The organism is Nocardia heshunensis (assembly GCF_054782115.1).
In genome coordinates, this window is record NZ_BAAGTC010000009.1 from 941,449 (window position 1) to 961,821 (window position 20,373).

The following is a 20,373-nucleotide window of genomic DNA, read 5'->3' on the forward strand; positions in this document are numbered from 1 at the left end:
TGATTCACCATGGAATCTCGGCGGATCACGGTCGGTGACCGCGAGTGGGCGGTGCGAATCGGCGGACCCGAAACCCGGCACCACGTCCTGCTGCTCCCCGATGCGGGCGATCCGGCCGACGTTTACGACCAGGTCTGCGAACGCTTGCAGACCTCGGACCTGCACACCATCGCCGTCGAATCGATCGACGGCCTCGACGCCCCCACGGTGTTCGCCATCCTCGACCAGTTGAAGGTCCCGTGGGCCAATCTGGTCGGCAGCGGCGCGGGCGCGGATCTGGCCTGGCAGTTGGCCGCGCGCGGCTTCGGCCGCTTCATGAGCCTGATCGCCGCGGGCGGCGGGCACCCGGCCGCGCCCGGCCCGGACGGCACCGTCCCCGACGCCTCCTGCCCGCCGGTGGAGATCCCCACCACCCTGCTGGCCACCAAGCGCCTGCCGCGCTCGGTGGCGGAGGGTTCCAGCCGGTTCGTCTACGGCGAATTCCGGCTGGTCCCCATGGATGTCACGGATGTGCCCGCCGAAGCGGGCCACGAGCTGGCCACCGAAGTGGTGCTACGCACCAGCTTCTGGTGATTTCGCCAGCCACTCCAGCCAGGAATCGAGTTCGTCGAAGGCCCGCGTGCGCGGGTCCTTCGCGGACAGGAACACATCGTGGCGCGCACCCTCGATCGGCACGATATTCGTGCGGTCACCCAGGCAACCCGACCAACGCTGGATCTGCTTGACGTCCAGCACCAGATCCGCCAGATCCGCGGCCGGACCGTACTGACGCATGAACTTGGTGATCTTGGACCGCAGGATCAGCGCGGGCACCCCGATATCCAGTCCCTTGTGCAGCCGGAACTGCCCACGCCGGATGGCCCGCAGCCAGCCCGCGTGAACGGCGTAGCCGCTCAACGGTTTCCAATCCAGGTTGTAGTCCCACTCGCCGGACACGCTCTTGTGCAGGCTGTCGCCGTAGGCGGTGGAGACGCCCAGCGGAATCTTCGCGAACGCCCGCAGTCGACCCAGCCCCTCCAGCAGTGGCGTGCCGACCGACCGGTAGTAGCCCGGCCCCTGCAGATCGAACCACGGGCTGTTGAGCACCAGACCCGTAATGCCCTGTGCGGCAGTGCCACCCGCGGCCTGCAGCCGGTTGAGCCACAGCGAGGTCACCAGTCCGCCGGTCGAATGCGCCATCACCAGCACCGGCAACCCGGTCTCGGCCCGCATGATCTCGAGCGACCGATTGAGTTCCTCGTCGTAGAGCGCCAGATCGCTCACGAAGTGCGGCGTCTGCCCCGCCCGCTGCGAACGCCCGCACTTGCGCAGATCCAGCGCGTAGAAGGCATACCCCTGCGCGGCGAGATGCTGGGCCAGGTGCTCCTGGAAGAAGTAGTCGGTGAATCCGTGCACGTACAGCACGGCCCGCGTGGTGACGGGCGCGTCGGCCGGGGTGTACCGGACCAGGGTGGCGACCGCGTCGCCCTCGCCGTCCGGATCGGGTCCCAGGGGAATGGTCAGCTGCTGGTAGTCGTCGCCCAGCACGTCCGGCTGCCAGGTGGTGGTCGACGAAGTGGAGGATGACGTATCGGAGGTCACACGCCCAAGATAGACCGCGCCACAACGTTGTCCATTTGGGAGGGATCTCTCACATTCAGGGATTTCGAAGCGGGATTCGGGAATGGTCAGGGGCAGAATTGAGTCCAAGTGAACGACGGGTAACCTAACTCCCACCTGGTGACCCCAAATGACAAGGAAGTCGACGAACGCCGTGTCGAACGCTGCCACGATTGAAAAGACCGATGTAGTACTCATCGGAGCCGGCATCATGAGTGCCACCCTCGGCGCCTTGCTTCGACAGGTGCAGCCGGATTGGTCGATCAATGTCTTCGAGCGCCTGGACGAGGCCGCGGGTGAGAGCAGCGACCCCTGGAACAATGCGGGCACCGGCCACTCGGCCCTGTGCGAGCTGAACTACACGCCGCAGAACGCCGACGGCTCGGTGGAGATCACCAAGGCCATCGACATCAATGAGCGTTTCCAGGTGTCGCGGCAGTTCTGGTCCTACGCGGTCGAGAACAGCGTGCTTGCCAACCCGTCGAACTTCATCAACCCCATTCCGCACGTGAGCTTCACGCACGGCGCGGACGGCGTGGAGTACCTGCGCAAGCGCCACGAGGCGCTGTCGCGGCACCCGCTGTTCGAGGGCATGGAATTCATCGACGACGCAGCCGAATTCAGCTCGCGACTACCGCTGATGGCGAAGGGCCGGGATTTCTCCGACCCGATCGGCTTGAACTGGTCCGACCACGGCACCGACATCGACTTCGGTGAGCTCACCAAGGAACTGCTGGCCTATCTGGGCGCGTCCGGCGCGGATATCGCCTTCGGTCACGAGGTGCTCAATCTGACCAAGCAGTCCGACGGCTCCTGGCTGGTCAAGGTGCGCAACCTGCGCAGCTACAAGGTGCGGGTGATCAACGCCAAGTTCGTGTTCGTCGGCGCGGGCGGCGGCGCGCTGCCGCTGCTGCAGAAGTCGGGCATCAAGGAGATCAACGGCTTCGGTGGTTTCCCGGTGTCGGGTCTGTTCCTGCGGGCCACCAACCCGGAGCTGGTCGCCCAGCACGAGGCCAAGGTCTACGGCCAGGCGTCGGTCGGCGCGCCGCCGATGTCGGTGCCGCACTTGGACACTCGCGTCATCAACGGTGAGAAGGGCCTGCTGTTCGGCCCCTACGCCGGGTGGACGCCGAAGTTCCTCAAGGACGGCAAGCTGACCGACCTGATCAAGTCGGTGAAGCCGAACAACCTGTTCTCCATGCTGGGTGTCGGTGTCACCGAGATGGGCCTGGTCAACTACCTGGTCGGTGAGCTGCTCAACTCGCAGGCGGACCGGATCGGCGCGATGGGCGAGTTCATCCCGCGCGCCGACGGCCGCGACTGGGAGCTGATCATCGCCGGTCAGCGCGTGCAGGTGATCCGCCGCAAGGGCGCGGGCGGCGTGCTCGAACTCGGCACCGCGGTCGTCGCGGCCGAGGACGGCACCATCGCCGGTCTGCTGGGCGCCTCGCCAGGCGCGTCCACCTGTGTGAGCGCCATGCTCGACGTGATGAAGCGTTGCTTCCCGCGCGAATTCTCCACGTGGGAGCCGAAACTCAAGGAAATGGTGCCGTCGCTGGGCGTCAAGCTCTCCGAGAACCAGGCCCTCTACAGCGAGGTCTGGGACTGGTCTTCCAAGGCCCTGCAGCTGGATTCGGACAACACGCCCAAGCACGCCGGTATCGCTTCTCACGCCTAGATGTGATAGCAAGACTCGATGATGTCAACGGTTGCTCTCAAAAGGTCGTGGTCCCAAGACCTGGACACCACGACGCTGTACAAGCTGTTGAAACTTCGGGTCGAGGTGTTCGTCGTCGAGCAGAAGTGCGCTTATCCGGAATTGGACGGGTACGACCTGCTGCCGGAAACCCGCCACTTCTGGCTCGATGACGAGGGCGAGGTCATCTGCACCCTCCGCCTCATGGAAGAGCACGAGGAGGGCGTCAAGTCCTTCCGCATCGGCCGCCTCTGCACCACCCCCGAGGCGCGCGGACACGGCTACACCACCCGCCTGCTGCAGGCGGCCCTGGCCGAGGCGGGTTCCGCCACGGTCCGCTTGAACGCCCAGACCTACCTGGTCGACATGTACACCAAGCACGGCTTCAAGCCGGACGGCGAGGAGTACATCGAAGACGGCATCCCGCACATCCCGATGCGCCGCGGCTGACCCCGCACCCCACCGAACCGGCCGCGCCCGCTGTGAAACCCACAGCGGGCGCGGCCATTTCACTATCCAGGGGTGGTGGGTGGAACGCCCCACGGATCGTCGATGAGAATGCGCCAGGTGCTGTCGGGGTGGCGGCGCAGGACGTCGGTGCTGGTGGCCGACATGGTGACGCGATCGCCGTTGGGGCGGGTGCCTTCGATCTGCCAGGCGTTCACGACGGTGGCGATATCGTCGGCGATGGCCACGCGGCGGATGTCGTTCTTCATGATCGGATTGATGGTCGCGAGATCGGCCAGGGCGGAACGGATTTCGTCGATCCCCCGCGCCGGGGCGGCATTGGGGGAGTAGAAGAACACGGCATCCGGCTCGTAGAGGGATGCCGCGTCGTCGGGGCGGCCCTCGGCCAGGGCTGTCGCCAGCAGTGAGAGAACCGATTCCGGTGTGGTCGCGCGCAATGCGTTCATCGATAACCTCCTGCTTCGAGTATGCGATCGCCCGAGGGGCACTCGGTGGGGTGTGCGGGCGCGCGCCTAGAGTTGGGGCGTGTCCGTTTCCCCTGTGACTTATCCCGAGAGTGTTCGTCCGGCCGTCGACGAGGCCGGGTTTCCCTTCTCCGCTGTAGTCGGTCAGGAGCGGCTGCAGTTGGCCCTGATCCTGTGTGCGGTGCACCCGGGGATCGGTGGAGTGCTGGTACGCGGGGAGAAGGGGACGGCGAAATCCACCGTGGTGCGCGCGCTGGCGCAGCTGCTGCCGCCGGTGGTGGACGAGTCCGGGGCGCGGCCCGCGCGGCTGGTGGAGTTGCCGGTGGGCGCGACCGAGGACCGGGTCGTGGGATCGCTGGATCTGGAGCGGGTGCTGCGGGACGGGGAGCAGGCGTTCAAGCCCGGCCTGCTGGCCGCCGCGCATCACGGCGTGCTCTATGTCGACGAGGTGAACCTGCTGCACGACCATCTGGTGGATGTGCTGCTGGACGCGGCCGCCATGGGACGGGTGCACATCGAGCGCGACGGCGTCTCGCACACGCATCCCGCGCGATTCGTGTTGGTGGGCACCATGAATCCCGAGGAGGGTGAGCTGCGGCCGCAGCTGCTGGACCGCTTCGGTCTCACCGTGGACGTGGTCGCCTCCCGTCAGGTGGACGTGCGCATGGCCGTCGTGCGCCGCCGCCTGGACTACGAGGCGGATCCGGCCGCCTTCGCCGCCGCGTACGCCGCCGCCGATCGTGAAGTGGCCGAACGCATTCTGACCGCGCGCGACCGCCTGGCCGAGGTCGACCTGGACAATGTCGAGCTGCGCCGCATCGCCGCGCTGTGCGCGACCTTCGATGTCGACGGCATGCGCGCGGACCTGGTAGTGGCGCGCTGCGCGACCGCCCACGCGGCCTGGCGCGGAGTCACCGCGGTGACCGAGGAGGACGTCCGAGTCGCCGCGGAACTCGCACTGCCGCACCGGCGTCGACGCGACCCCTTCGACGAGCCCGGGATCAGCGAGGAGCAATTGGACGACGCCATGCGGCAGGCCGCCGAGGAAGCGGCCCGCGAGCAGGGCGGAGCTGATGACCTGGGAAAAGGTGAAGCGGTCCCGGCCGACGGCCAGGGACCGCAGGATCAGCCGCTAGCCCAGGACGATTCGCTCGATCCGGATGAATCCGGCGCAGGGAACTCGGGCGCGTCGGGCAACGGTGCCGACCTCGGTCCGGATGCCGGTTCCGCCGATGCGGACAGCGGCTCGGATGCCCAGGACGACGGCTCCGGTATCTCGAACGACAGCCCCGACGTCTCCGACAACGGATCGAACTCGACCGGGGGAGAACGGGATTCGTCCCGGAGTTCGCGCGCGGGGAACGGGGATCAGGATCGGGCGGAGGGGGCGGGTGACCGTCCCGGCCGCGAGGGCCGCACCGCCGCACCCACCGCCACCCTGCCGAAGCCCCCGCGCTGGGAGGTTCCCGGCGTCGGCGAAGGCGCACCCGGCCGCCGCTCGCGGGCCCGCACCAGGCAGGGCCGCGTGGTGAAGGCCATCGAGGACACCTCCACCGGCCTGCACCTGCTGGGCACGATCTTCGCCGCCGTGCCCTACCAGTTCGAGCGCGGCCGTCTCGCGGGCCCGCTGTCGTTCGCTCCCGCCGACCTGCGAGGCGCGTATCGCGAAGGCCGCGAAGGCAACCTGGTCGTCTTCGTGGTCGACACCTCCGGTTCGATGGCCGCCCGTGACCGGCTCTCGGCTGTCACGAATGCGGTGGTCGCCCTGCTGCGCGACGCCTACCAGCGCCGCGACAAGGTCGCCGTCATCACCATGCGCGGTCAGGACGCCGAACTGGTGCTGCCCCCGACCTCCTCGGTCGATATCGCCGTCCGCCGCCTGGCCGACCTCCGCACCGGCGGCAAAACCCCACTGGCGCAAGGACTCCTGAAGGCCCGCGACCTGCTGCGCCGCGAACGCGTCCGCGACCCGCACCGCCGCCCGTTGCTGGTCCTGCTCACCGACGGCCGCGCCACCGGCGGTACCGACCCGGTCCTACGTGCGCGTGCGGCGGCCCGCATGCTCGCTCGGGATGCAGTCACCGCCATGGTGGTCGACTGCGAACGCGGCATGATCCGGCTGGGCCTGGCCCGCGACATCGCCGCCGAACTACGCGGCGGCTACCTGCAATTGAGCGACCTCACCGGCGACTCCGTGGCCGGTATCGTCCGCGCCACCCGAGCGGCCTGACCATGCGCCTGTTCCGCCGCCGCAAGGACAAGCGCCGCTCCTCCGGCGACATCGCCGCCGAGGCCGCCGCCGAAACCGTTGTCGAACTCCTGGTCCGCGGCCTCGTCGGAGTCGTCAAGACCATCGCACACGCATTGACCTGACCAATTGGGGCGGCCCTGACAATTGGGGGCGCCGCGAGCGCCTTCCGGTGCTGCTGAAACATGCGGCGGCTACTTACAATTGGCGGCAGTAACCGGCGATTCGTTCGCCGAGATCATCCGGAGTACGGGCGGGTGGATCATGGGGTTCTACACACACGGCTGGGCCGAGTCGCACGGCGGCATCCACGATGTCGGGCGGGAGGCATCCAAGCCGATCGAGGCCGAAATGGCTGTGCGCGCCAAGGCCGATCGCGAGATCATGCGGGCCGGATCCGATGCCGTCGCGGCCGGGCCTGCGGGCGGTCGTACTTCGGGTAAGCGCGATTACGGTGAGGCGGTCGTCCAGACCGGGGCGACTCTACTCGGCCAGACACCCGTCCCCGACGTCGTCGTTCGCGGCTTCCTCGGCGTGATCAAGAGCATCTTCACCCTCGACTTCCATTGACCCGCAGCCCGGGGCCGGGAGCCATCGCGTCGTGCGCGTATGGCACCGTGAAGCCGGGATTGTCGGTCGTGGAAGGAGCTGGAGTCGATGCCGAAGGGTGTGCCGCTGCCGGAGAGCGTTCCGGATGATGGGCTGACGACGCGGCAGCGTCGGAATCTGCCCGTGCTCGCGGTGCACACCGGGCCGGGGAAGGGGAAGTCCACGGCGGCCTTCGGGATGGCGTTGCGGGCCTGGAATCAGGGCTTCGATGTCGCGGTGTTCCAGTTCGTGAAGAGCGCCAAGTGGAAGGTGGGGGAGGAGGCCGCATTCCGGACCCTCGGCACGCTGCACGAGGAGACCGGGGTCGGCGGTGCCGTGGAATGGCACAAGATGGGGGAGGGCTGGTCGTGGACCCGCAAGCAGGGTTCCGACGAGGATCACGCGGCGGCGGCGCTGGCCGGGTGGAAGGAAATTCAGCGGCGGCTCGGGGCCGAGGAGCATCGCTTCTATGTGCTCGATGAGTTCACCTACCCGCTCAAGTGGGGCTGGGTCGACGTGGACGAGGTCGTCGAGACGCTGCGCGATCGGCCCGGCAACCAGCACGTGGTGATCACCGGCCGGGATGCGCCGCAGGCCCTGATCGAGGCCGCCGACCTGGTCACCGAGATGACGAAGGTGAAGCATCCGATGGACGCGGGCCGCAAGGGCCAGCGCGGCATCGAATGGTGAGCACACCGGCGGTGGTCATCGCCGCACCCGCGTCCGGGAGCGGAAAGACCACGGTGGCCACGGGATTGATCGGCGCGCTGCGCCGCGCGGGGCATCGGGTGGCACCGTTCAAGGTCGGCCCGGACTACATCGATCCCGGCTATCACGGCCTGGCCGCCGGGCGACCCGGGCGCAACCTGGACCCGGTGCTGGCCGGGGTGGAGCGGGTGGTGCCGCTGTACCTGCACGGCAGTGCGGGGTGCGATCTCGCGGTGGTCGAAGGCGTGATGGGCCTGTTCGACGGGCGCATCGACGAAAACAATCCGGATCCCATTGCCGAGGGTTCCACCGCTCAGATCGCCGCCATGCTCGGCGCACCGGTGATCCTGGTGGTCGACGCGCGTGGGCACAGTCAGAGCCTGGCCGCGCTGCTGCACGGTTTCGCCACCTATGACAGTGGAATTCGGCTCGGCGGAGTCATTCTCAACCGGGTTGGCAGCGAACGGCACGAACAGGTGTTGCGCGCCGCGTGTGCCCGCGTCGGTATTCCGGTTTTGGGTGCGCTGCCCCGCCTCGCCGAATTGGCCGTCCCGTCACGGCATCTCGGGTTGATTCCCGCTGTCGAGCACGGCTCGGCGGCTCGGTCCGCGGTGGACGCGATGACGGATCTCGTTGCGGCACACATCGATCTCGAGGCCGTCGCGGCCATGGCGGCCACCACCGTGTCCGGCCCCAGCTGGGATCCGCGTGGTGAGCTCACCGCCGGGCTGTCGGGTGAGGTAGTGGTCGCGGTTGCCGGTGAGCAAACTGGGCCGTTGGTAGCGATCGCGGGCGGCCCGGCATTCACCTTCGGGTACGCCGAACATCGCGAACTGTTGGCGGCGGCGGGTGCCCGGGTCGAGGTCTTCGATCCACTGCGTGACGAATTGCCCGTGGGTACAGCGGGATTGGTTGTTCCCGGTGGCTTCCCCGAGGAACACGCCGCCGACCTCGCCGCCAATACGCCCCTGCTCACCACCATTGCCGAGCTGGCTCACCGCGGCCTCCCGATCCATGCCGAATGCGCTGGCCTGCTCTACCTGACGCGCTCCTTGGACGGCCATCGCATGGCCGGAGTAATCGACGCCGACGCCGAATTCGGTCCCCGCCTCACCCTTGGTTACCGAGATGCCGTGGCCCTCACCGACTCTCCACTTTGGAGCGCGGGCGAGCGCGTACGTGGCCACGAATTCCACCGCACCCGTCTCAGTGCACCCAGCACCGCCGCGCCTGCCTGGGCCTGGCGCTCGCCGACGGGTGAGGTCGTTCGCGAGGGTGCAATCTCGAGCCGCGTGCATGCCTCCTACCTGCACACCCATCCCGCCGGAAACCCCGCCGCCATCGGCCGCTTCGTCTCCGCCGCAGCCGATTTCGCCCATCCCCATGTCAGCGCCTGATCTGGCGGTCGGGGTAGGTTTCCGTCCTGGAACATCGGCGGACGTCCTGGTCGGTGCAGTGCGGTCGGAGGTGCCAATCGGGACAGTCCGCCGCCTGGCCACTCTCGACCGCCGGGCAACGGAACCGGGCTTCATCGCCGCCGCCGAGCAACTCGGAGCAGAGGCCGTCGGCTTCTCGCCCGAGGAGCTCGAACAAGTGGCGGTTCCGAATCCCTCGCGGCAGGTCTCGGCGAGGCTGGGAACTGGGAGCGTTGCCGAAGCTGCCGCTGTATTGGGCAGTGGCGGAGGGGAATTGGTGAAAACAAAAACGGTAACGTCCGGAATTGTTATTGCGGCAGCCAGAATTGGTTGAAGGCAAATGTGAAAAGCCTTGTAATACTGGACATTTCGGGTTCCCAGCGTTCGGATATGGCGGTAGTATTAGCACATGCATTCGAAGGGGGAAACATTCGAAACCTGCGGCATCATCCAACTGGTGACCGCCGTCCAATCCGTCTCAGCGACCCTGCGTGACAACGGCCTCTCCACCCTGGCCGATTCCGAATTCACCAAGTTCGTAAGTCTGCTCGAAACCTGCAAACGCCAACTCTCCGCGATGGATTCCCGTCTCATCCTCGAGATCTCCGACCGCGGCCTGCCGCAGTCCTCCGGTGCCGGTGACCTGGTCTCGTTCCTGCGCCAAACCTTGGGCTTGTCCCGCTACGACGCCGCCGGCCGCGTAAAGATCGCCCGCGCCTGCGCAGGCCTCCTCGACGCCTCGGGCCACCCGCGCGCCGACACCCTGTCCGCGACCGCGGAAGCGTATGAGGCAGGCGACATCTCGCGCGATCACGCCCGCCACATCGTAGACGTGATGACGCACCTGCCCGCCGACATCGCCCCCGAGGCTTACGCCGAAACCGAGCAGCACTTGCTCGAACACTGCCTGACCGGCCACCCCGACGACCTGCCGAAGATCGGCCGCGAAATCCTCGCCCGCCTCGATCCCGAGGGCACCGTCATCTCCGACGCCGACCGTCGCCGCCGTCGCGGCATCACGATCGGCCGCCCGGGTGTAGATGGCATGTCAAAGGTCGAGGGTTGGTTGACCCCGGAGTTGCGCGCCTATCTGGATGCGTTTCTGGCCAAGTACGCGCGTCCGGGCATGTGCAACATCGATGACGCCGAACCGCTTGCCTTGTCGGTCAAGTCGATCGACTCGAAGGTCCTCGACGACGCCGCTCGCCGCGACCGTCGTGATGCCGGTCAGCGCACCCACGACGCGTTGTACGCCCTGCTGCAGCCCACGGCTCCGGCCGAGTCCACCAGTGCCGAGTCCGCCACTGCGGCAACCGGGTTCGGTCAGCACCGCGGCCTCAAGACCCAAGTCATCCTGACCATGAGCCTGGCCGACCTCGAGCGCGGTGCAGGCTTGGCGTCCACCGCCACCGGCGGCCACGTCTCGATCAACGAGGCGTTGAAGATGGCGGCGGGTACCCGCCCGGTGCTGGCAGTGCTTGACCCGCACGGCATCCCACTGTTCCTGGGCAAGAGCCAGCGCCTCGCCAGCCCCGGCCAGCGCCTCGCCCTCATCGCTCGCGACAAGGGCTGCACCCGCCCCGGCTGCGATGCACCCGCCTCGATGTGCGCGGCACACCACATCACCGACTGGGCCGACGGCGGCCCGACCGACCTGGCGAATCTCGCTCTGGCGTGCGATCACTGCCACGCACTGGTCAACGATTCGGCGGATGGTTGGAAGACCGTGGTCATGGGCAAGGATTCGGAGTTCCCGGGCCGCTGTGGCTGGATCGCGCCGGGGCATGTTGATCCGTCCGGCACGCCGACGGTGAACCAGCGTCATCACATGGCTGAGTTGGTTGCGGCGGCGGTGGATTCCAGTTGCCAACAGTGGGGTTCACGGGTCGCATGAACCCCGGGCCGCGGATGTACAGCTGGCGTTCGCAGGGCAATGGAGGTGTGGTGGCGTCGCCTGCCCTGCCGGACTTGGGCTGACGCCAAGCCGCCTACCGTCAGCCGCCGATCCCGGCCCACGGACTGCACGCATCACCTTCTCGAGACAAAACCCAAAGAACCAAAAGCCCAGAGACTCACGACAAGCCGGATCCATCCACCGTGCGTCGCAAGCCTTCTCGAACGTTCTTTGACAACTCCATAGCGCATTGCCCCTCGGCCCGGCGTTCGAAAGCCTCCACCGGCCAGCAGATTCAGAACGCGGCCAGACCACCGCGCTGATCGCCCGCCCCGCCCGCCCACCCACCGTTCCCGCACGCGCCGCGCCCCGTGAGCGGATCCGGAAACGCGGCTACGCCGCCTACCCGCGCATCCTGTATCGGTTCCGCACTAATTGCTCTTGCTCTTCGTTCTTGTTCTTCGACACCAGCACCGGGCCGACGAACGGCCGAGCGGTGAGGCGGCTGGGACCGGTAGTGGGCGGGCTCAACCCAGCCACGTCCTATCTCCTTCTCCCGGCGTCTTTGTCTTTCGGCTTTTGTCTCGAGGCTTTTGGGGTCTGCAGGGTGGATGTGAGACATGGCGGCTTCGGTCACCGGGCCGACGAACGGCCGAGCGGTGAGGCGGCTGGGACCGGTAGTGGGCGGGCTCAACCCAGCCACGTCCTATCTCCTCCTCCTGGCGTCTTTTGCCTTTCGGTTCTTATATCTTTACTTCTTGTGGCAGACCCCACCCTCGCCCCCGACCGCTGGCGCACCTACCTAACCTGGTGGCGCTTCTGGGGCGTAATCGGCTTCTGCCTGACAGCTTTCCTGTCCTACCTCATCATCAGCGACATGGAAGGCGTCCCCGCCTTCTGCGGCTGGCGCCACCCCTGCGCCCCCTGGATCGTGCTGAGCCTCGGCCTGCTTCCCGTCTACACATGGGCAATTGCGGGAGCAATCGCCTGGTTCTTGGGCCGAGTAGCCCTACACAGTCGCCGGGCCCCGGCTTGGGGAATCGCCATCGCCTTCGTGGTTTTCATCCCAGGCGTGATCCTCAGCCTCTACCTGATCGCCAACTACTGGTGGCCCAACGCCTGAGGGAACAGCACCGGACTGAGCAGGTAGGGTCGACGCCCTTCCTCAGGTTGGTTGCTGGCGACTGAAGCCACGATCTCCCGGAATCCGGTCAGCATGGCGTCGAGTTCCTCCGGACTGAGCCAGAGCGTCCCCTGCCGGTAGATGACGGCATCGCCGTAGAGATCGGTCCCCGCCTCATCGACGTACGTATTGAATTCCGAGATCAATACGGCCATGGATGTGGCGAATCCACGCCGATGCTCGTCGAGCGTCATGGCGGCCCCGTCTTCGGGCGTGACCGTGGGCCGGTCGGCGGCAAGCCGGTAGGACCGTTCGACCGCCCCCCGCACCCGCCGCTCCTCGGCGACCTCGAGCATCCCGCCGTCGACCAGGAAGCCAAGATGCCGATAGATGCTGGTTCGGGGCACGTCCGGCAGGCGTTCGCACAATTCGGTCGCGCTCATTGTCCGGCCGGAGAGCGCGCGAACGATGCGCAGTCGAACGGGGTGAAGCAGCAGCTCGGTGGGATCCATGGTCTTACTATCCCACTTCTGGTACCGTTTCCAAAGTTGGTATCGTTGGTGGAGGGATGATCATGCGAAACGTGCCAGGCCGCCGAGTGTCATTGGGCGGCAACGAGATCTATCTGGAAGAGTCCGGCAGCGGTGACACCTGCGTGGTGTTCGAATCCGGCGCCGGTGCGGGACGGACGATGTGGGATTCGGTGGTCCCGCTGCTGACGGACGTCGCTCGCACCGTTACCTACGATCGCGCCGGACGTGGGCGCAGCGGACCGGCCGACCACCCGCAGAGCATCGACGAAATGGCCACCGTCCTGGTCGATCTGGTGGCGGCACTCGCACCGAAGCGGCTGATCCTGGTGGCGCACAGCATGGGTGGGCTGGTCGCCCGGCGCGCCATCGAGAAGATGTCGCCGCAGCCGATCGGCCTCGTGCTGATCGACGGGACGCCCGAGACCGCCCCGGTCTACGACGACTGGTCGCCACGGGTCGCCAAGACGGATCGCATCATCGCCGTCCAGCAGGTGCTGTTCCGGGTCCGTCCGCTGGCACGCCTGCTGACTCACCCGTACAGCCGCATCTTCCCCGCCGACGCCTACGCCACGATGCTGGACGAGGACTTCACCCCCGCGGGTCTCGCGCAGACGCGCAACGATATCCGAGCGGTCGCCGACTCCATCGGCGAATTCCGCAGCAGGCCACCGCAATTGCCGCCCCAATGTGCAGTCGCCGTCATCGTGTCGTCGCGAGCCAATCGACTCCAGGCCCGCAACTTCGACACCCTGCACGAATATCAGAAGCGGTACGCGGAGGAAGTAGGCGCGCAGTTCGAGGCGGTGGACTCCGAGCACATCGTCCCCGCCGAACAGCCCGGACCGATCGCCGAGGTGGTGCGCCGACTGCTCGGCCAGTAGGTAACCGCTACTACTGGCCCGACTGTTCACGTCGCGGTGGCTCGACCCGCACCAGCCCCGACTGGAACGCGGTCACCACCAACTGCGCCCGATTCTGTACTCCCACTTTGGACATGGCCCGCTGCACGTGGGTCCGAATCGTCAACGGGCTGACGTACATCTTGTCGGCGATCTCCTCATTGGACAGCCCCTCGGCGACCATGGCGACCACTTCACGTTCCCGCGCGGTGAGCACGTCGAGAGAATCGGCCGCCCCGACCCGGCTTTCGGGCCGGGCCAGGTAGCGGGCGATCAGGGTTCGGGTGGCGGCGGGGGAGAGCAGGGCGTCACCGGCCGAGATGGCCCGGATAGAACGCAGCAGTTCCTCCGGACCGACGCCCTTGCCGAGAAACCCGCTGGCCCCGGCCCGAAGCGCCTGCGCCACATACTCGTCCAGCTCGAACGTGGTGAGGATGAGCACCCGGGTATCGCGCAGGGTTTCGTCACCGCAGATCTCCTGGGTGGCGCTGAGTCCGTCCATGCCGGGCATGCGAATGTCCATGACCACCACGTCCGGCTTGGTGGCCCGCGTCAATTCGACTGCCTCCCGGCCGTTTCCGGCGATCCCGACGACCTCCATATCGTCGGCCGAGTCGATCAGCAGCCGGAAGGTGCCCGCCAGCAGCGCTTGATCGTCGGCCAGCAGTACGCGAATCGTCAAGGTTGCTCCCGTGATTGTGGCTCCAGTGCTTCCGGCTCCCGCGATTGCGCTTCCCGCGATTGCGGCTCCAGGGGAAGTTCAGTGGTGACTTCGAATCCGCCGTCGGGCCGTCGCCCGGCATGCAGGTGGCCGCCGACGGACGCGGCTCGCTCGTTCATGCCGATCAGCCCGTACCCGGCGGCCGCCGAATTCTCGTCGTCGCGAGCGGGTTTGGCGCTGCCGTCATCGATCACGCTGATGGTGAGCAGTTGCCGGGAGTAGGCGAGCCGGACCGTCGCGGTCGCGGTATCGGCATGCTTGGCGACATTGGTCAGGGCCTCCTGGATGATTCGGTAGGCCGTCAGATCGGTCCCGGACGGCAGGGGTCGCGGCCCACCGGTGACCGTCAGCGTGATGTCGAGCCCCGCGCGCTCGAAAGACGTGAGTAGGTCTTGCAATTGGTCCAGTCCGGGGGTGGGCTCCAGTGGCGCGTCACCGTCGTCCTCCCGCAGCAGTCCGACGGTCGCCTTGAGTTCCCGTAGCGCCGTCGAGGTGGTGTTCGCGAGCTGGTCGAGCATCTCCTGTGCCTGCTCGGGCTTGCTCTGCAAAAGGTATGCGGCGGTGGAGGCTTGGGCGTGGGCGAGGGCCATGTGGTGGGCGACGATGTCGTGCAGTTCCCGCGCGATGCGCACCCGCTCCTCGCCGACCCGCCGCTGCGCTTCGTCCTCGCGGGTGCGTTCGGCCAGTTCGGCGCGGGCATGCAGGGCGGCCAGATAGTTGCGCCGATTGCGGGTTGCCTCGGAGAGTGCACCGGCGACCAGGAAACCCGCGACCACGCTGATGCGGGCCCCGGTCAGGATCGGCGTCGGTTGGTGCAGGAAAGACGCGATCAACAGGGCGAGCGCCGCGAGCGGTGCCGTGATCTTGACGGTGTGTGGCTCGAGCCAGCTTCCCACCGTGTACATGGCCACGAACGCGGCGCCCGCGTTGATCACCGAGAGTTCGAAACCCAAAGCGCCGATGGCGATCCCGCATCCGGTGGTCACCGCCAGCACGGCCAGCGGATACTGCCGTCGCCGCAACAGCGTCAGCGAGGCGAGGGCAGACACCAGGAACACCGCCAGCGACGGCGTCCGGTACACAATGGCGTTGCCCTCGCCGGGATGGTTGGCGATGGCGCTGGAGTAGGTGGCCAGTGCGCACAGCAGGACGGCCGTCACCACGTCGACGAATCGGCTGTGGCGGCCCGGCCACTGCGACCATCCGGCGGTCATCTCGGCTCCTTACCTGTTGTTCCGACCCTAAACTGTGCTGTTCGAGATCACGGCGGGGCTGCCCGAAGAACAGCGGTAGGCCGCCCACTCGGGACGGCCTACCAGGCGATCAGCCTCATACCAGCGCTGGTTCGGGCTCCTTCTCCGGTTCGCGGCGGGCCAGGCTCTCACCCTCGACGTCCACGTTCGGCAGGATCTTGTCCAGCCAGCGCGGCAGCCACCACGCCTTGTCGCCGAGCAGTGCCAGCACCGCCGGGACGATGGTCATGCGGACGATGAACGCGTCGAAGAACACCGCCGCCGCGAGGCCGAGACCCATCATCTTGATCATGGCTTCGCCGCCACCGATGAATCCGGAGAACACCGCGATCATGATCGCCGCGGCCGCGACCACCACCCGGGCGCTGTGCCGGAAGCCGGTGACGATGGCTTCCTCGGGACTCTGCCCGTGCGCGTAGGCCTCCCGCATGCGGGTCACCAGGAAGACCTCGTAGTCCATGGCCAGGCCGAACACCACGCCGATCAGGAAGATCGGCATCATGCTCATGATCGGTCCGGTCTGGTGCACGCCGAGCAGGCTTGCCAGCCAACCCCATTGAAAGACGGCCACGATCACACCGAAGGCCGCGCCGACCGACAGCAGGAACCCGAGCGCCGCCTTGATCGGCACCGCGATGGACCGGAACACGAGCATCAGCAGGATGACCGCGAGGCCAACTACCACCGCCAGATACGGCAGCAGCGCGTCCTGCATCTTCTGCGACAGATCGATATTCATCGCTGTAGTGCCGGTGACCAGCATGGTCGCGCCGGTCGCCGCACGCAGCCCGTCGGCCTCGCCGCGCAGCGTGCCCACCAGATTCTTGGTCTCGGTCGCGGCCGGACCGGTCGCCGGAATCGCGGTCAGCATGGCCGTGTCACCGGCCTGGTTGAACATGGCGGGCGTGACGGAGACGACGCCCGGCGTGGCGGCCAAGGTCGCCGACGCCTTGTCGACGGCGGCCTTCGGATCCGGTGCGCCCTTGGCGTCCACCACGATCGAGAGCGGCCCGTTGAAGCCCGCGCCGAACCCGGCCGCGAGATCGTCGTAGGCGCGACGCTGGGTGGTCGAGGTCGGCTGCGATTCGTCGCCGGGAATGCCGAGTTCGAGACTGCTTACCGGCAGGGCCAGCACACCGAGGCCGAGCAGGCCCAGCACCAGCACCGCGACCGGTCGCCGCACCACGAACCGGGCCCACCGGGTGCCCATGTTCGGCTTCGCGTCGGGGTGCTCGGGAATCTCGTTGGCGCGCAGGCTCTTGCGGAACGCCCGGGGCATGACGGCCTTCTGGAAGAACCCGAGCAGTGCGGGCAGCAGCGTCAAGGCGACGGTGACCGCGATGGCGACGGTGCCCGCCGCGGCCAAGCCCATCTTGGTGAGCATGGGAATGCCGACGACGGAGAGTCCGGCCAGCGCGATAACCACGGTGAGTCCCGCGAAGACCACGGCCGATCCTGCGGTGCCGACCGCGCGTCCCGCCGCTTCCTCCGGGCTGTACCCCTCGCGGCGTTCGGTGCGGTAGCGCGACACGATGAACAGTGCGTAGTCGATGCCGACCGCGAGCCCGAGCATCATGGCGAGCGTGGTCGTGGTCGTGGACATGCCGATCGTCACGATGGCCGCGATCCCGGCCCCGAGTCCGATCAGCGCGGTCATCAGCGGCAGTCCGGCCGCCGCCACCGAGCCGAAGGTGATCATCAGCACGATCGCGGCGATCACCAGGCCGATGACCTCGGTGGCCCCGCCCATGTCGGGCTTGGCCTGCAGCGCGGTGCCGCCGATCTCGACGGTCAGGCCGTCGGCTCGACCCTCGTCGACCGCGGAGGTCAGCGCGTTCTTGGTGGCATCGGTGAGGTCCGCGCTGGTCGCGCCGTAGCTGACGGTCGCGTAGGCGGTGGTGCCGTTCTTGCTCACGGCCCCGGTCTGGAAGGGGTCGAGCACGCCCTTGGTCTGGCCGCCGGCCGACGCGCTCGCGATGATCTGCTCGACCTTCGCCTTGTTCGCGTCCGAGGTGATCTGCTGTCCGTCGGGTGCCACGAACACGATGCGGGCCTGTGCCCCATCGGATTTGGTGCCCGGGAACCGCTGCGCGAGCAGGTCGAACGCCTGCTGGGATTCGGTGCCGGGAATGGAGAAGGAGTCGGGGGGCGGGGTGGGGGCCTGGGTCGCGCCGACCGCGGCGGCCGCCAGGATGCCCAACCAGAGCAGGACGACCAGACGGCGCTTCTCGAAGGCGAAGCGGCCCAGCCGGTACAAGATTTTGGCCATGCTCGCCAGCCTCGTCGAGCGACGTTGTAGTCCACATCGGGCGAGAGGAGGCCGCCTGGGGTACTGCGGATGCAGTAGGAGAACGGGTGCAGTACTGGATCGGCACGACGGCCGAGCCCGAGTCCGAGGTCAGCGGCGATCGGCCTGCTGCGCGGCCCGAGCCCGCGGCCTCCGTCGTGTGGTTGGAATCCGACGGAGGCCGCGAGTTTCGGAGGGGTTGTGCCACTCGGCCCCTACGGCGCGACCGAACCCCAGTCGGCGAAGCCGGTCGGATCGTGGCGGCCCATGGTGCCGTGCTCGAACAGGCCCCAGCCCTCGGCGTCACCGCAACGGGCCTTGCCCACGTGATCGATGACACCGAACGGGACGCGCCCGGCAATCGCCGGATCGGTCAGGTCGTAGAGCTTGCTCTCGACCCACTCGCGGCCCTTCCACTGCCCGTGCTGCCAGTCCGGGTCGCCGCCATAGCCGCAGCCGACATTGAGCGCCATGAAGGTGCCCGCCTCGACCTCCAACTCGAGCGGCTTGCCCTCACCGGTGGTGAGGTCGAGGCGCACCTTGGTCGGGATGCGGGTGCCGGGCTTGTAGGTCAGATGCACACGCGGCCAACCCAATTGCTCGACGCGCCCGTCCTTCCAGATGCGGGTGGCATCGTTCAACGTGCGGAAGCCGTTGGGCTCCTCCTGCACGATGATGATGATCGAGAACTCGTCGAACAGCAGTGGCACGTACAGCCACCAGAAGCCCTCCGACGGCTCAGAAGCCAATCGGCCGGGATTATCAGCTTCGCCGACCGGGCGGATGCCCCAGGACCGGTCGCGCGAGCCACACCACGCGGACGGGTCCACGGCGATATCGCTGCCGTCGACATTCAGTGTGCCCGACCAGGTTCCGAGCTGCGCGAAGCGCTGCGCGTCGATGATCGGCCGGTGCACGCCGGTGAGAATGGTGTGCGGCTGCTCGGCCACCGCCGGGAAGGAACCCTCCCAGGTGAGGTCGAACGACAGGTCGTCGTGCTCGCACAGCACGCGGATCTTCTGCAGCGGTTCGATGATCTCGATCCGGTACCCGCCGACCTTCGGCTCCAGGCTGCGCTCGGCCAGCGCGTCGGAGAAGCGCACCGCGCGCTGGGTGTCGCCGCGGCGCACGGTGGCGAAGGCGTCGGTCACGCCCAGGTTCGGGTAGACGCCGAACCCGGTCACCAGGAAGGTGTCACTGCCCTTGTCGAGCGCGTTGAAGTAGTTGCGGTCGTAGAAGTTCCGATCGCTGGTCCCGACCCGCGACATGGACAGCGGGGTCTGATGGATCGGGTATTCGTCGAGCGAGTTGATCTGATTCTGCGTCATCTCTCAATCCCACGAGTAGGTGCCGTCGAGCATGGCTTCCAGCAACAGTCGGTGCATCACGTAGTCGTCGCGGTCGTCGTTGTCCGCGGCCTCGCCGAAGTGGATCATCCGGCGGCGAATCCGGGCCATCACGATGCCGTGCCGCAGCGCGGAATACATGAGGTACCAGTCCATATCGCGCGGTGCGTGGCCGCTGGCGTCCTCGTAGAGCTTCTCCACATCGGCACGTCGCATGTAGTCGGCCAGACCCGGCTGGTCGAAGCGGGTGGCGATGTCCTGGAAGAACCGGTGGATCAGGATGGTCCAGGCCACGTCGAGTTCGCGCGGGCCGATGGCCGCCATCTCCCAGTCCAGCACCGCGACCGGATCGAACTCGTCGAACATGACATTGCCGGGCCGGGCGTCGCCCCAGCTGAGCACGTCGGGTCCGGTGTCGGTGGGGAAGTTGTCCTCGAGCCACTGGAAGGTGCGCTCCAGCAGCGGAATCCGGTAGCCGTCACGCGCGAGCGCCCAGTCGTACCAGGCCTTCTGGGCGTCGAAGTGCCGCCGCAGCGCCGAGCCTTCGCCGTCGAACATCGGGAACCGTTGCGCCGGATCCGGAATCGAGTGCACCTTGGCGATGATCTCGACGGTGTGGCGGGTCACCTGATGCCGCTGTTCCGGGGTCGCGTCGTACAGCCAGCCGAGGAACACGTAGGGCGGATTGTCCTCGGGGACACGGCCGGTCACCCGGCGCATGACGAAGAACGGTGCGCCCAGCACATTGTCGGCGCTGGTTTCCAGCCAGGCGAGCGGCGGCACCGGCAGATCGGTGGCCTCGGCGACACCGGCGATCACGGCGAATTGCGTTGCCAGGTCGTAGTTCTCGAACACCGGGAAGGAGTCCTTGTCGGGCGCGAGCCGCGCGACGAAGGACCCGCCAGCCGCTTCACCCTGCTCCGTCCACTCCGCATCGAAGAGCAGCGTGGTGCTCGACATGCCACCCGTCTGGGGGCGGGTGATCGAGGTGACCCGCGGCGGCTCGTCGGCTTCGACCTTGGTCCCGAGCCACTGCGCGAGTTCTTCCGCGAGTTCGTCGAGGTTCTGGTCGGAGACGGTGAGTTCCATCCGCTGGTTGGGATCGGCGTTGGCCGAAGTCATGGTGTCCTC

Annotated in this window: 20 protein-coding genes; 12 read left to right on the forward strand and 8 right to left on the reverse strand. The window is 67.4% G+C overall.

Annotated elements, in window-relative coordinates:
• Positions 1–9: 9 nt before the first annotated feature.
• The gene (locus ACYVN4_RS32520) at positions 10–573 is read left to right on the forward strand and encodes an alpha/beta hydrolase (protein ID WP_460725799.1); all 564 of its coding nucleotides are present in this window, start codon (positions 10–12) and stop codon (positions 571–573) included.
• On the opposite strand, the gene ACYVN4_RS32525 is transcribed toward ACYVN4_RS32520, so the two are convergent.
• Positions 553–1,581, reverse strand: a complete 1,029-nt coding sequence (locus ACYVN4_RS32525) for an alpha/beta hydrolase (RefSeq protein ID WP_460725800.1) — start codon at positions 1,579–1,581, stop codon at positions 553–555. The two genes, ACYVN4_RS32520 and ACYVN4_RS32525, sit on opposite strands and share 21 nt — an antisense overlap.
• 148 nt (positions 1,582–1,729) lie before the next feature.
• Between ACYVN4_RS32525 and mqo the strand changes: the two genes are divergently transcribed.
• Both mqo and ACYVN4_RS32535 read left to right on the forward strand, forming a co-directional pair.
• Positions 1,730–3,277 (forward strand): malate dehydrogenase (quinone), encoded by a 1,548-nt coding sequence (gene mqo, locus ACYVN4_RS32530; RefSeq protein WP_460725801.1) that lies wholly within the window; start codon positions 1,730–1,732, stop codon positions 3,275–3,277.
• 18 nt (positions 3,278–3,295) lie between these two features.
• Positions 3,296–3,745, forward strand: a complete 450-nt coding sequence (locus tag ACYVN4_RS32535) for a GNAT family N-acetyltransferase (RefSeq protein WP_460725802.1) — start codon at positions 3,296–3,298, stop codon at positions 3,743–3,745.
• 62 nt (positions 3,746–3,807) lie between these two features.
• Here the strand turns inward: ACYVN4_RS32535 and ACYVN4_RS32540 are convergent, their stop codons facing one another.
• Positions 3,808–4,209 carry a YybH family protein gene (locus ACYVN4_RS32540; RefSeq protein ID WP_460725803.1) on the reverse strand — a complete coding sequence of 134 codons (402 nt, stop codon included), beginning with the start codon at positions 4,207–4,209 and terminating at the stop codon, positions 3,808–3,810.
• A 79-nt stretch (positions 4,210–4,288) separates the two neighbouring features.
• Here ACYVN4_RS32540 and ACYVN4_RS32545 point away from each other — a divergent pair, with 79 nt between their 5' ends.
• The 8 genes from ACYVN4_RS32545 (at position 4,289) to ACYVN4_RS32580 (ending at position 12,203) form a co-directional block, all read left to right on the forward strand.
• On the forward strand, positions 4,289–6,457 hold the full coding sequence (locus ACYVN4_RS32545) for a VWA domain-containing protein (protein WP_460725804.1): 2,169 nt from the start codon (positions 4,289–4,291) through the stop codon (positions 6,455–6,457).
• A 2-nt stretch (positions 6,458–6,459) separates the two neighbouring features.
• Positions 6,460–6,600 (forward strand): hypothetical protein, encoded by a 141-nt coding sequence (locus tag ACYVN4_RS32550; RefSeq protein WP_460725805.1) that lies wholly within the window; start codon positions 6,460–6,462, stop codon positions 6,598–6,600.
• Positions 6,601–6,739: 139 nt separating this feature from the next.
• Positions 6,740–7,045 carry a hypothetical protein gene (locus ACYVN4_RS32555; RefSeq protein WP_460725806.1) on the forward strand — a complete coding sequence of 102 codons (306 nt, stop codon included), beginning with the start codon at positions 6,740–6,742 and terminating at the stop codon, positions 7,043–7,045.
• Between the two features lie 87 nt (positions 7,046–7,132).
• Positions 7,133–7,753, forward strand: coding sequence for a cob(I)yrinic acid a,c-diamide adenosyltransferase (cobO, locus tag ACYVN4_RS32560; protein ID WP_460725807.1), 621 nt, complete (start codon positions 7,133–7,135; stop codon positions 7,751–7,753).
• Positions 7,747–9,168: a cobyrinate a,c-diamide synthase gene (locus ACYVN4_RS32565; RefSeq protein ID WP_460725808.1), complete on the forward strand. Its 1,422-nt coding sequence runs from the start codon at positions 7,747–7,749 to the stop codon at positions 9,166–9,168. The genes cobO and ACYVN4_RS32565 overlap by 7 nt, the downstream gene beginning before the upstream one ends.
• The gene (locus ACYVN4_RS32570) at positions 9,155–9,520 is read left to right on the forward strand and encodes a cobalamin biosynthesis protein (protein WP_460725809.1); all 366 of its coding nucleotides are present in this window, start codon (positions 9,155–9,157) and stop codon (positions 9,518–9,520) included. Before ACYVN4_RS32565 ends, ACYVN4_RS32570 begins: the two co-directional genes overlap by 14 nt.
• Before the next feature lie 75 nt (positions 9,521–9,595).
• Entirely contained in the window at positions 9,596–11,080 is a 1,485-nt protein-coding gene (locus ACYVN4_RS32575) for an HNH endonuclease signature motif containing protein (RefSeq protein ID WP_460725810.1), read from the forward strand.
• Between the two features lie 760 nt (positions 11,081–11,840).
• A complete protein-coding gene (locus tag ACYVN4_RS32580; protein WP_460725811.1) occupies positions 11,841–12,203 on the forward strand; it encodes a hypothetical protein in 363 nt (120 codons plus the stop codon).
• On the opposite strand, the gene ACYVN4_RS32585 is transcribed toward ACYVN4_RS32580, so the two are convergent.
• Positions 12,182–12,715, reverse strand: coding sequence for a helix-turn-helix domain-containing protein (locus ACYVN4_RS32585; RefSeq protein WP_460725812.1), 534 nt, complete (start codon positions 12,713–12,715; stop codon positions 12,182–12,184). The genes ACYVN4_RS32580 and ACYVN4_RS32585 overlap by 22 nt on opposite strands.
• 62 nt (positions 12,716–12,777) lie before the next feature.
• On the opposite strand from ACYVN4_RS32585, the gene ACYVN4_RS32590 reads away from it, so the two are divergent.
• Positions 12,778–13,617, forward strand: a complete 840-nt coding sequence (locus tag ACYVN4_RS32590) for an alpha/beta fold hydrolase (RefSeq protein WP_460725813.1) — start codon at positions 12,778–12,780, stop codon at positions 13,615–13,617.
• 10 nt (positions 13,618–13,627) lie between these two features.
• On the opposite strand, the gene ACYVN4_RS32595 is transcribed toward ACYVN4_RS32590, so the two are convergent.
• The 5 genes from ACYVN4_RS32595 to ACYVN4_RS32615 form a co-directional block, all read right to left on the reverse strand.
• Positions 13,628–14,317, reverse strand: coding sequence for a response regulator transcription factor (locus ACYVN4_RS32595; RefSeq protein WP_460725814.1), 690 nt, complete (start codon positions 14,315–14,317; stop codon positions 13,628–13,630).
• On the reverse strand, positions 14,314–15,570 hold the full coding sequence (locus ACYVN4_RS32600) for a sensor histidine kinase (protein WP_460725815.1): 1,257 nt from the start codon (positions 15,568–15,570) through the stop codon (positions 14,314–14,316). The genes ACYVN4_RS32595 and ACYVN4_RS32600 overlap by 4 nt, the downstream gene beginning before the upstream one ends.
• A gap of 115 nt (positions 15,571–15,685) precedes the next feature.
• Positions 15,686–17,878, reverse strand: coding sequence for an MMPL family transporter (locus ACYVN4_RS32605; protein WP_460725816.1), 2,193 nt, complete (start codon positions 17,876–17,878; stop codon positions 15,686–15,688).
• Positions 17,879–18,111: 233 nt separating this feature from the next.
• On the reverse strand, positions 18,112–19,224 hold the full coding sequence (locus ACYVN4_RS32610; protein WP_460725817.1) for a hypothetical protein: 1,113 nt from the start codon (positions 19,222–19,224) through the stop codon (positions 18,112–18,114).
• Positions 19,225–19,227: 3 nt separating this feature from the next.
• The gene (locus ACYVN4_RS32615; RefSeq protein ID WP_460725818.1) at positions 19,228–20,364 is read right to left on the reverse strand and encodes a phosphotransferase family protein; all 1,137 of its coding nucleotides are present in this window, start codon (positions 20,362–20,364) and stop codon (positions 19,228–19,230) included.
• Between the last annotated feature and the right edge of the window lie 9 nt (positions 20,365–20,373).